Origin of the sequence: Psychrobacter sp. AOP7-B1-25 (genome assembly GCF_052376195.1) — a bacterium.
GTDB lineage: Bacteria > Pseudomonadota > Gammaproteobacteria > Pseudomonadales > Moraxellaceae > Psychrobacter.
Genome location: NZ_JBQSVK010000003.1, coordinates 279,093 through 291,827 on the forward strand (window position 1 = coordinate 279,093; position 12,735 = coordinate 291,827).

At 43.1% G+C, this 12,735-nt stretch carries 7 protein-coding genes; 1 reads left to right on the top strand and 6 read right to left on the bottom strand.

The annotated features are described in order from the left end of the window. Nucleotides 1-151: 151 nt before the first annotated feature. A complete protein-coding gene (locus ACT3QR_RS05245; protein ID WP_444520332.1) occupies nucleotides 152-1,285 on the top strand; it encodes an ABC transporter substrate-binding protein in 1,134 nt (377 codons plus the stop codon). A gap of 82 nt (nucleotides 1,286-1,367) precedes the next feature. Here the strand turns inward: ACT3QR_RS05245 and ACT3QR_RS05250 are convergent, their stop codons facing one another. The 6 genes from ACT3QR_RS05250 to aroK form a co-directional block, all read right to left on the bottom strand. Next, a complete protein-coding gene (locus ACT3QR_RS05250; protein WP_444520333.1) occupies nucleotides 1,368-2,579 on the bottom strand; it encodes an FUSC family protein in 1,212 nt (403 codons plus the stop codon). A 167-nt stretch (nucleotides 2,580-2,746) separates the two neighbouring features. After that, nucleotides 2,747-4,168: a glutamate synthase subunit beta gene (locus ACT3QR_RS05255; RefSeq protein ID WP_444520334.1), complete on the bottom strand. Its 1,422-nt coding sequence runs from the start codon at nucleotides 4,166-4,168 to the stop codon at nucleotides 2,747-2,749. Nucleotides 4,169-4,386: 218 nt separating this feature from the next. Further along, on the bottom strand, nucleotides 4,387-8,850 hold the full coding sequence (gene gltB / locus ACT3QR_RS05260) for a glutamate synthase large subunit (RefSeq protein ID WP_444520335.1): 4,464 nt from the start codon (nucleotides 8,848-8,850) through the stop codon (nucleotides 4,387-4,389). Nucleotides 8,851-9,717: 867 nt separating this feature from the next. Then, the gene (locus ACT3QR_RS05265; RefSeq protein ID WP_444520336.1) at nucleotides 9,718-10,764 is read right to left on the bottom strand and encodes a hypothetical protein; all 1,047 of its coding nucleotides are present in this window, start codon (nucleotides 10,762-10,764) and stop codon (nucleotides 9,718-9,720) included. Between the two features lie 130 nt (nucleotides 10,765-10,894). Further along, nucleotides 10,895-12,004 carry a 3-dehydroquinate synthase gene (gene aroB / locus ACT3QR_RS05270; protein ID WP_444520337.1) on the bottom strand — a complete coding sequence of 370 codons (1,110 nt, stop codon included), beginning with the start codon at nucleotides 12,002-12,004 and terminating at the stop codon, nucleotides 10,895-10,897. 63 nt (nucleotides 12,005-12,067) lie between these two features. Continuing rightward, nucleotides 12,068-12,628 carry a shikimate kinase AroK gene (aroK, locus tag ACT3QR_RS05275; protein ID WP_444520338.1) on the bottom strand — a complete coding sequence of 187 codons (561 nt, stop codon included), beginning with the start codon at nucleotides 12,626-12,628 and terminating at the stop codon, nucleotides 12,068-12,070. Between the last annotated feature and the right edge of the window lie 107 nt (nucleotides 12,629-12,735).

Genomic DNA, 12,735 nt, shown 5'->3' on the forward strand with positions numbered 1-12,735 from the left:
TATCTTTATTAGTATCACTAAGCATTGCCTTAACAATACCCCTTTAAATTATACAAATTAATGACCATAATAGTTTTATTGGCCATGTCAGGCTTTTGGATTTTTTATTGAATTTTTCTGATTTGCATTATCTTTATTTAGGAGAGATATTTTGACCCTTTTATCATCGTCCCATCCAGCTACCCATACTTCGGCTAGTGTCGGTCGTATAGTGCCAAAAGCATTATTAGCAGCGGCTGTCGGCTTGGTTCTTGCCAGCTGTAGCAACTCTGATAACGCTGCAGATGGCAGCGTTGCAGCGAGTAATGAGACGCTGAACCTTTACAACTGGTCAGAATATATGCCACAAGAAATTCTTGATGGCTTTGAAGAAGAGACTGGTATCTCGGTCAACTACACCACCTTTGACTCTAATGAAGCTATGTATGCCAAGCTTAAGCTACTCGATGACTCAAGTCAGTACGACCTGGCTGTACCATCGACCTATTATGTCGAAAAGATGGCGAAAGAAGGACTACTGCAAGAGCTAGATAAATCTAAATTGAGCAACTTCAAGAATCTTGATACTTCATTTACCAATACTAAAGTTGATCCTGATAATAAATACTCTATCCCTTATATGTGGGGTAGCACAGGTCTAGCAATCAATGGAGATAGCGTTGATCCTGCGACAGTTAATAGTTGGAATGATCTATGGGATCCCAAGTATAAAGGACAAGTCATGCTAACCAATGACGTGCGAGAAGTGTTTGGTATGGCGCTATTCACCTTGGGTTATTCAGGTAATAGTAGCAATCCCGATGAAATCGAAGCCGCTTATAACAAGCTCACGACGTTAATGCCAAACGTTAAGACGTTCAACTCAGACGCCACACGCATGCCATATATGGAAGGTGAAACCTCAGTGGGTATGAGCTGGAATGGCGAAGCGGTAATCGCCAATGATGAAGGTCTCACTAGCTTGGTTTATAAGTACCCTAGCGAAGGAGCTATCTTATGGATGGACAACTTTGTCATTCCTAAGAATGCTAAGCAAGTAGATGCTGCACATAAATTTATAGACTATCTATTGCGTCCTGAAAACTCAAAAATCGTGAGTGAAGGGATTGGCTACGCCTCACCAAATATAGCTGCACGCGAGTTGATGGATGAAAGCGTACAAAACAACCCAACGATTTATCCTTCTAAAGAAGTATTAGCGAAAGCTGAATTCCAAGAAGATGTGGGCGATGAAGCATTGCAAGTGTATCAGCAGTATTGGGATAAGCTAAAAACTGGTCGTTAATCGTTTTGACTTAGCATTTTAAAAACAAAGTAGACATTTAAAATAAAAACGCTGATCCTAGATGATCAGCGTTTTTTGTGCGTTATAGATGTAAATCTCTCTCACCACCTTTCTCTTTCATTCTGCGCTGCTCGCGGCGTTGATAACTCAATCCAGATGCAGCAAACCAATGCAGCTTAGATGTTTGTAACAAGTCGCTCAGCTGTTGTAATTGAGTTTGCAAGGTTTGAGTCAACCAAAAATACCCCTGCCATTCAAATGCTAGATGCTGCACGCTCGGATACTCCGAGACAGCAATACGAGTAATGGGGCGAAACACTTCATCGCTAGGACTCCGCAATACCGCTGCCATATGTTGCATCGCTTGGGTTAGCTCATTCTGATAATGTACCAATAAAATATGATTTTCCTCATCAATCTCAATATTTGCCAATCGTGGCGCAGCACTTAATAGTAAGTCAATCGTTCCAATAATATTACGATGGGTACGCTGAATCGTCTCGAGCGTTCCCTTCTCAATACCTGACTCACTTGCTGTCGCGGCGATATGTGGTCGTACAGCCAGCAGACGTTTATTAATTTGCTGTAGCTCTGTGAGCAACGCTTTGTTAACAGGTACTTCATCCATGGGAAATAGCTTTGTATTTTGCTGCTGCATTAAATCATCTTTGATTTGATCAGTAGTATCAATATGTTTACCGACACCAGCATAAAGACTGCTACAAGCATCAAGGTTGCTGCTTAATAGAAATCGCCACATTAATGTCGACTTCAACGGCAAAATTAGCGTCACAGCCACCGAAACACCAGTGCCTAACAGGATATTTAGGGCACGATATATACCGTCTTGGCTCATGTTACCTTGGCCTAAGTTTGAGACAATCATCAACATCGTAATACCAGTCAGTAAGCCTGTATAACCAAGGTTTCTGACTGCCAAATAACCAATAACACTACTGACGAGACCGATGAGCGCATAATACACCCACACCCATGCGTTCACGCTGTCATTGAACCACAGAATACCGAATGCTGCGATAATACCAAATATGGTACCCAGTATTCGCTCTTTGGCTTTGGTATAAATAGCGCCTTGATACTGTAATAAACCCAAAATAATAAACACAGTGATCGTCGTCCACTCTCCATGTGGGAAACCAGTAAGCGCATTAACTATCAAAGCAAATATCACTGCCGCACCTAAGCGTATGGCATGCAAAATATCCGCATATTGATAACGGATATAAGGTTCAACAAACGGAGATATGACACGCTGCCAAAGGATTGATTTCACGTAAGGCTACTCTTTTTAATTGATAAATAAAACGGACGAACATGCTATCAGCCACACCACTATTTACAATAGTAATAATCAAAAAAACGTCTCTTGCCTACCAAAAGACAAAAGACGTTTTACGCTCAAACTCTATTCACAAACTGCTGAACTTAGAATAAATTCGACTATACTTCTAAGAAATCTAATATACCTTCCGCAGCTTCACGGCCTTCCCAGATAGCTGTGACAACCAAGTCAGAACCACGTACCATATCGCCACCAGCGAAGATTTTAGGGTTTTGCGTCTGGAATCTGAAAGTTTGCTTTTCGGCTGCTATTACACGGCCAGAGCTGTCCATTGCTACTTGCTGAGACTCAAACCAGTCAGCGGGGCTTGGGCGGAAGCCGAATGCCATAATGACTGCATCACATGGAATGATTTCTTCAGAATTAGGAATAGGCTCAGGACGTTGACGACCACGGTTGTCTGGTGCACCCAACTGAGTAGTAACGACTTTTACACCGTTAACTTTACCGTTTAGGCCAATAATTTCAGTCGGCTGACGATTAAATAAGAACTCAACGCCCTCCTCGCGAGCATTGACCACTTCGCGGCGTGAGCCAGGCATATTCTCTTCATCGCGGCGATAGGCACAAACTACTTTTTCGGCGCCTTGACGGATACTGGTACGGTTACAGTCCATTGCTGTATCCCCGCCACCGAGTACTACTACTTTCTTTCCTTTGAAATCGATATACTCTTCAGCATCTTTTTCCCAATCGTTACAACGATTCACGTTGGCAATCAAGTAATCTAGTGCATCGTATACACCTTCCAACTCTTCTCCAGCAAAGCCGCCGCGCATATAAGTATAAGTACCCATACCCATAAACACAGCATCGTATTCGCTTAACAATTCATCAATAGTGACATCTGTACCGATTTCTGTCTCTAAACGGAACTCCATACCCATATCTTCAAAGATGACGCGGCGATTGCGCATAACATCTTTTTCCATTTTGAATTCAGGAATACCAAATGTCAGTAAGCCGCCAATCTCAGGGCGCTTATCAAAGACAACTGGTTTAACACCATTTCTGACTAAGATATCCGCGCAACCCAGACCTGCTGGTCCTGCACCAATGATAGCAACTTTTTTGTCTGTCCAAACGACTTCAGACATATCTGGACGCCAGCCAAGTGCGAATGCGGTATCGTTGATATATTTTTCAACATTACCAATGGTCACTGCACCAAAGCCATCATTCAGAGTACAAGCGCCTTCACACAAACGATCTTGTGGACAAACTCGTCCACACACTTCAGGCAAGGTATTGGTACGGTGGCACAATTCAGCAGCCTGAAATATCTGACCTTCTGTGGCCAGTTTTAGCCAGTTAGGAATATAGTTGTGTACTGGACATTTCCACTCGCAGTACGGGTTACCACACTCAAGGCAGCGATGCGCTTGCTGAGCAACGGCTTCATTTTCGAAAGGTTTATAAATCTCAACAAACTCTGTTGAACGCGTTGCAATATCTTTTTTGGTTGGATCAAATCTTGGTACATCTAAAAACTGGAAGTTATTTTCTAAGCGTTTTGCCATGGTGCTATCTCTTTTATATAAGGCTCTTTTGCAGTGGGTAGCGACAGTCAGCGATGTTTGGTTTGTCTACAATCTAAGACATATATCGCTGCTATCACGTACCTGCTGAAAACCTGTGAGTTAAAACGTCTCTAAAAGCGGAACGCTGGCTACCCTAATTAAATTCACTGTCGATCCATCAATGCAATCTATTGGTAGGATCAACAGTGACGTATCGGCTATTGCGGGTCGGCCATGGTAGTTTTAAGAAGGCTTGCGATGTTCGCCGCTTTTGGCTTAACCAAATAGAACTTACGAACATAGTGCTCAAAATCATTCAGAATTGTCTGACCCCACGCACTGCCTGTTTTATCTACATGAGCTTCAATCACTTGTTGCAAGTGAATGCGATGCTCTTCTGTTTGCTCGCTTGAAATACGGTTTAGATCGATTAGCTCATGGTTACAACGATCAAAGAAGTCACCTTCCATATCGAGGACATAAGCAAAACCACCCGTCATACCAGCACCGAAGTTCAGTCCAGTACGACCAAGAATTGTGACGATACCGCCCGTCATATACTCACAGCAATGGTCGCCTGTGCCTTCGATGACTGCATGCACGCCAGAGTTGCGAACACCAAAGCGCTCGCCTGCTGTACCAGCAGCATATAGTTTACCGCCAGTTGCCCCATATAGACAGGTGTTACCGATAATGGCGGTTTCTTGTGCCATAAAGTTTGAGTCTTTCGGCGGATAAATAACAATCTCACCACCTGCCATGCCTTTACCTACATAGTCGTTAGCATCGCCTTCAAGCTCAATGTTTAGGCCGCCAGCATTCCATACACCTAAACTTTGCCCTGCAGTACCAGTTAAACGAAGTTTAATTGGCATATCGTTCATGCCAAGGTTGCCCCAAACTTGAGCAATCTCACCTGAAATACGAGCACCGATAGATCGATCACAGTTGCCAACAAAGTAGCTATAATCACCACCTGCACCTTTGCGAATGTTTACAAGCATATCGCTAATCATCTGCTCAGCAAGCAGGCCTTTATCAAATGGCTCGTTACGCTCTACCTGACAAGTTTGTGCTTTACCCACGCTGGCTGGATGACTAAATAACAACGGCGTTAAATCAAGATGGCGCTGCTTATCAGTATTGCCGTCTAGAATATCAAGTAAGTCAGTACGACCGACCAGCTCTTCCATGCTACGAACGCCTAGCGCTGCTAACCATTCACGCGTTTCGGTTGCAACAAACTTAAAGAAGTTAATGAGCATTTCTGCTTCGCCAATGAAGTGCTCATCACGTAGCTTGGCTTTTTGAGTAGCAACACCTGTTGGACAGTTGTTTAAATGGCAGATACGTAAGTATTTACAACCGACCGCAATCATCGGTGTGGTGCCAAAACCAAAGCTCTCTGCACCTAAGATCGCAGCTTTTACTACGTCCAGTCCTGTTTTTAGACCACCGTCAGTCTGGACACGTACTTTGTCACGTAATCCATTCACTCGTAGAGACTGGTGAGTCTCAGCCAAACCTAGCTCCCATGGCGAGCCTGCGTGATGGATAGACGATAGCGGAGACGCTGCTGTACCACCATCATAACCTGAGATCGTAATCAAATCGGCATAGGCCTTTGCAACACCTGTCGCGATCGTACCAACACCTGGACGTGAGACCAATTTAACCGATACCAATGCATCTGGATTAACTTGTTTAAGATCAAAAATCAGCTGTGCCAAATCTTCGATAGAGTAAATATCATGATGCGGCGGCGGCGAAATCAAGGTCACACCAGGTACCGAATAACGCAAACGTGCAATGAGCGCATTGACTTTACCGCCAGGTAGCTGTCCACCTTCACCAGGCTTGGCACCTTGGGCTACTTTAATTTGCATGACTTCAGCAGAGCGAAGATAGGCAGGCGTTACCCCAAAACGACCAGAGGCAACTTGCTTAATCTTTGAGTTGCGCAATGTGCCATAGCGCGCAGGATCTTCACCGCCCTCACCAGAGTTTGAACGACCACCGATGGTGTTCATAGCCATCGCAATCGACTCATGCGCTTCAGGAGATAGCGCGCCTAATGACATGCCAGCTGAATCAAAACGCGTTAAGATTTTAGAGATACCTTCTACTTCATCGACATCAATACTGTTATCCGTTTTCAGTTGCAATAAATCACGCAAAGTAGCGACCGGACGGCTATTGACTAAATCAGCGTAGTTACGGTAATTGTCATAATCGCCTGTACGTACCGCTGTATGCAAACTGTTGATCACATCAGGATTAAAAGCATGGTACTCTTTATTAAAGACAAACTTGAGCAGACCACCCTGATCTAGAGGGGCGCGACGCTTAAACGCATTAGCAGCCAATTGAGCTTGGTCAGTAGCAAGATCGGCAAAGGTAGCGCCTTTGATACGACTTTGTACGCCCTTAAAGCATAGATTGACGACTTCTTCTGAGAGGCCAACTGCTTCAAACAACTGCGCACCACGATAAGAAACAATGGTAGAGATACCCATTTTTGATAAGATTTTTAGCAAGCCTTTATCTAAGCCTTTACGGAAATTAACACGGGCTTGAATCGGATCACCAAGTAGCTCACCAGTAGCGACCAAATCATCAATAACATCATATGCCAGATATGGGTATACACAAGTCGCACCAAAGCCAATCAATACCGCTATTTGATGCGAATCACGAGCAAGACCCGTCTCGATGATTAAATTAGCATCGGTACGGATACCTTGCGCGATTAGATAATGATGCACAGCACCAGTAACCATAATGGCGTTGGCTGGTACTTTGTCTGCATCGATATCTTTATCTGACAAGACAATCAGTGTATTGCCTGAGCGAATATTATCTGCCACTTGCTCACAAATAGCCACGATAGCATCAGATAGCTCTAGAGTACGGTCATAGTTTAGATCAATGCGAGCCATCTTGAACGCTGGATCATCCAAGGTTTCAAGCTGCTGCATTTTGCTGGCTGACAATACTGGCGATGACAAAATAATACGATGCGCATCTCTCGCAGATGGTGCAAATACGTTAGTCTCAGCGCCTAAACAGGTCTGTAATGACATGACAATAGATTCACGTAATGGATCGATTGGCGGGTTTGTCACCTGTGCAAACTGCTGACGGAAAAAGTCACCGACATGGCGAATTTGCTGCGATAGTACAGCCATTGGCGTATCGTCACCCATAGAGCCGACTGGTTCTTGACCATTTTCAGCGTTAGGGCGAATGATTTCTGTACGCTCTTCATTAGTGATGTGATACATCTTCTGTAGCGCTTTTAGCTTCTCACCGCGACATGCTTGCGTTGCCAATGTTTCTTCTAGACGTTCATCATCACGGACACGCGTCGCTTCTTCACGCAACCATTTACGATATGGATGAGCCGTTTTTAGTAAAGTTGCAATAGCTGTTGTATCTAGAATTTGACCTGTCAAAGTATCAATGACCAGCATTTGACCAGGTCCAACGCGACCTTTTGCCAATACATCTTGTGGCTCATAATCCCAAACGCCCACTTCTGATGCAACAGTGATATAGCCATTCTTGGTGGTTACCCAACGTGACGGACGCAAACCGTTTCTATCGAGCATACAGACCGCATAGCGTCCGTCTTGAATAACTAGACCTGCTGGGCCGTCCCATGCTTCCATATGCTGCGAGTAAAACTCATAAAACGCACGCAGATCCATATCCATGCTATCAACATTTTGCCATGCTGGTGGTACCAATATAGACATTGCATGAAACAGGTTCATACCGCCAGACATTAGTACTTCAAGCATATTATCTAAGCTAGATGAATCTGAACCAGTACTATTTACAAGTGGTGTCAACTTATTTAAGTTAGGCAGTTTGTCTGACTTTAGCTTTGGCGTACGGGCTTTAGACCAGTTGCGATTACCTGTGATAGTGTTCAACTCACCATTGTGAGCAAGATAACGGAATGGCTGTGCCAATGGCCAGCGCGGTAACGTATTGGTTGAGAAACGCTGATGGAATACCACGATATGTGATGCCAAACGCTCATCTTGCAAATCCAAGAAAAACGCTGGTAAATCTGAAGGCATTACCAAGCCTTTATAAATAATGGTCTGACAACTCAATGAACAGACATAGAATAGCTCATCATCTATTAAGCGCTGTTCTGATTTTTTGCGCGCAACAAACAGCTTACGATTGAAATCATCAGCTGCTAGATCATCTGGCGCATTAACAAACACTTGCTTAAAGTCTGGTAACGTCTCACGACCAATCTCACCAACAATGCTCAAATCAAGTGGCACATCACGCCAGCCAGCCACTTCTAATCCTTGGGCTGTAATTTCATCACTTAATATTTTTTGGCTATGTTTAGCTTTCTCGCTATCTAAATTAACGAACGCCATACCAACGGCAAAATTGTCCGTAATCGCAAATTGCTGCTCGTCAGCAATCTGTTTAAAAAAGTCGGTAGGCGTCGCTAATAGTAAGCCACAACCATCACCAGTTCTACCGTCAGCAGCAACACCGCCGCGATGTGTCATACAACTTAAACTATGAATGGCTGTTTTTACCAAATCATGGCTTGCTTCACCCTCAATATGGGCAATTAGGCCAAAACCGCAATTATCAGAAAAATCATCTGGCGTAGCCAAGTGTGTTTGTGAGGAAATCATTGACATAGCTTGTCCTTTTAAGTAGACGGGCAGCTTACATTTCCAATGCGGAGTATAAGCTGGTACCCGTAAGCAGAACGGGCTGATAGTGGATATTCGTGTGTTCGAATTAGCAAATAGTGCAATGCTCGATAGACATCATACTCTAAGGGGAAGTAAACCCTTGACCCTCCTGGTCATTAGTTGATGTCTTGACATGTGGTCCGTGTATCAAAAGATAGTAAGTAGCAGCCCTTGGCAACGGGTGGATCTACACCCTTAGATGCCTGTTACTCAATCCGTGATAGCTAATGCCGTCCATTTAAGCATTGTTTGTTATGTTGTCATGTTTAACATTTAGAGTTAAGCATATAATGACTTAATAACGGTGCATTTGTTTATCTTGAATATCTGACGCTCTGTATTCAAGCACTTTTTTTACCCTAAAAAGAGTGACAATAAGAGAGGTTGCGTTACTTACAATAACCTTGTTATAGATGGTAAGTAACCGCGCTTGAGACAATAATATTTAGTAAATAACTCTAAAAACTACGAAAAAACCACTAAATAGTTGTTAAATAGACATTTTTTACGATAACTATACAGAACGTCGCCCACAGTTATATTAGTTAATGATTGTCGAAAAATCTAGTCTTTTCTATCGATTCATTAGCCATAAATTGTAAGAGAACTTATTACTATTGGTTATGAGACAAATAAAACTCCTATGAAAATTTTAATGCGAACTGCATATACACCGCTTAGCAAAAGGCCTTGATTATACTTAGCGTTAATAGTCAGTCGTTTATTACAACGATAAAATTACTTTATATGACGTCAAAAAAACCCACTAACAAGGTAGCTAGTGGGTTCAATTAATCCGGTGGATAAGAATTAATTACTCTTATCTTCTATTAATGCTTTCATGCTATCACTGTTATTTGTAGAAGAGTTAGCATCAGCGCTGTTACTGTTACCGTTAGCATTTGAGCTGTTGTTCGTACTACTAGGCGGTTTAGGCGTTGGCACTACTGGTAACTTCTTACTCGTATTACCCTCTCCAGCTGGCTTATCTGTGTTATTTGTGTCTTTCGACGATGCTTCAGGTATTGTTTGCACCTCACCACCAACCGTGCGTTCTTCACTGACAGACAACGTGGCAGAAGTATCTGCCGACTGACGAATACTTTTTTGAGCACTGCTATTGTTTGCGCTGCCTTGGTTGCCACGATTACTATTAGCTGCTTCTATTTCTTCTTGTGAACGCGCTGGCACTTCTTGCTCAGTAGGCTCCAAATCGACGGCACGTGTACGTTTTGTACTCAAATCTTTTATTGGGTCGGAACGCTCATAATTATCAATGATACTAACATACCGATTAATCTCTTCTGGTAATACACGTACATTGTTAGGTAATTTAAAGTCTATCAACTTTGCGGCCCCCACCGCTTCTTGCGGACTACTCATAATCCCATAAGTCAGCATATAACGGACCTGTTTTTCATCATCAAGATAACGAAAATAAGCAAATTTATTGCGATCTTTACGGCCTTCCAAGTAACTAACAATCACGTCGTTCTCGGCGACATTCATCACTTGGACAGTCCACTTACCTTTATTAGCCAGCAAATAACGCTTGTCTTTGAATTCATCAGGGTAATCGCGTAAATCTTGAAACGCAGTATCGAAATCAATAGGTTGCACATCAGTATCTAGCTCATGCAACGATTCAACTTTCAGCGGCTGCTCAAACTCTTCGTCCAAAACCTCTGGAGCTGATATTGGTGCATTTTCAATTTTAGCACCCCTGGCTGGCGTTTGACTGAACATCCATACTAACGCTGTGACTACCCCTAACAGTAGGGTCACTATTAGCCAAATCAGTGCTTGACGACTGTATGACTGGCTAGCAGTACGCGTTTTTGTTTTTGATGTTGCCATGAGGCGGTCCTTGATAAACACATGTTTAGCAGCATTGTATAAATGCTTATTCAAACTAGAGTACAGCTAACCAGACGGCTACAAGTACGAAATTTTAGTATGGACGTATAAACGAGAAATTTTTGAGACGTTATGCACTATGTTTTGACAAAACTTCATGTAACAGTTGGTCGTCAAACTCATTAGTGAGTACCGCATCACCTATTGATTTTAACAAAATCAGGCGAATTTGTCCGTATTTCACTTTTTTATCGTGTCCCATTAGATCCAAGGCAGTGTCTAAATCGATAGCTGGCGGAATAATAGGTAGGTTTGCTAACTCTAGAACACGCTTAATACGTACGACTTCATCATCAGTTAGCCAGCCAATTTTTTGTGACAGCTCAGCTGCTTGTAACATACCAGCCGCCACTGCTTCGCCATGCAACCAGTTACCATAACCTTCATGTGTCTCAATCACATGACCAAAAGTATGACCAAAGTTCAATAGCGCGCGTACACCCGATTCTCTTTCGTCTTGTGCCACGACGTCAGCTTTATACTGACAGCAACGCTTCACTGCCTCACCAAGTACTGCCAGATCAAGTGCCATCATCGCAGGTAAATTTGCTTCAAGCCACGTTAAGAAACTCTCATCCATGATAAGTGCATATTTAATAATCTCAGCTACTCCAGCCGATAGCTCACGTGCAGGCAATGTCTTAAGCGTACTCATATCGGCAAGTACCATTTGCGGCTGCCAAAAAGCACCAATCATATTTTTACCTTGCGGATGATTGATACCTGTTTTACCGCCAACACTAGAATCTACTTGTGACAATAGCGTCGTTGGAATTTGAATAAAATTTACACCACGCATGAAACTGGCGGCAGCAAAACCTGTCATATCTCCAATCACGCCGCCACCGAGAGCTATCAGTGTCATATCACGATTAAAATGCTCTGTCATCAGCGCATCATAAACTTGATCAATACTTGCCTGATTTTTATATTGTTCACCATCTGGCAATACGCATACCTTTACCGTAAACTGCTCTGCTAGCTCATCTTCTAATGCTGCTAAATACAAAGGTGCCACAGTGTCATTAGTGACAATCAAAACTTGACGACCACTGATATAAGGCGCGACTTGCTTCGCCATACTGCTATGTTCAGTCATAGATTGTTCAGTAATAACAATAGGATAATCATGACTTTGCGTATGAACTATTAGGCTATCATGAAACGTTGGCATTACCATGTGTTACTCCCGAAGCACTTCAATGAGGTAAAAGTAAATCAGTCTACATATCAATCGTAGCTGCTAATCTTCTTGGTGCGTTGATGATACCGTAGAGCAATCGACGAATGACTCTAACTGCTGCATCAATTGATTGACCATATGACGTGGGTAAGTGTGACCAGTAGGCATAATAATATGTGCAATCTGGCGATAGAGTGGGTCGCGAGTACTATACAAATCTTGCAGTATTTTTCTAGGATTAGGCTGCTGCAATAATGGTCGAGACTTGTCTTTAGAGGTACGCGCTAGTTGCACCTCGACAGGCGCGTTAAGATAAACGACGATACCACGCTGCTTTAGAAACTCCCTGTTTTCGGCACACATGACTGCACCGCCACCAGTTGCTAATACGATTTGAGAATTTTGAGTCAATTCATCAATGGCACGCGTTTCACGTTCCCGGAAACCTGCTTCACCTTCTTTGGCAAATATCCAGGCAATATCGGCACCTGTCTGCGATTCAATATACCAATCACTGTCTATAAAAGTGCGACCTAACTGCTTGGCTAGCAGCTTCCCGATTGTCGTTTTCCCTGCTCCCATCGGACCCACTAAAAACACCGACGGTAATTCCTGCCCCATAATACTTACTCAGCTAAATTAGGTATGATACAACGTCATTGTTATTCTGGCTAGTAATGAGCCGTGATTATTGTGAGTAAAATTTAGAGCACACTATATATCGTTAT

Excerpts from the sequence above, each read along its gene's own strand:
- aroK (WP_444520338.1), bottom strand. The coding sequence starts at position 12,628 with ATGGGGCAGGAATTACCGTCGGTGTTTTTAGTGGGTCCGATGGGAGCA.
- gltB (WP_444520335.1), bottom strand. The coding sequence starts at position 8,850 with ATGTCAATGATTTCCTCACAAACACACTTGGCTACGCCAGATGATTTT.
- ACT3QR_RS05265 (WP_444520336.1), bottom strand. The coding sequence starts at position 10,764 with ATGGCAACATCAAAAACAAAAACGCGTACTGCTAGCCAGTCATACAGT.
- aroB (WP_444520337.1), bottom strand. The coding sequence starts at position 12,004 with ATGGTAATGCCAACGTTTCATGATAGCCTAATAGTTCATACGCAAAGT.
- ACT3QR_RS05255 (WP_444520334.1), bottom strand. The coding sequence starts at position 4,168 with ATGGCAAAACGCTTAGAAAATAACTTCCAGTTTTTAGATGTACCAAGA.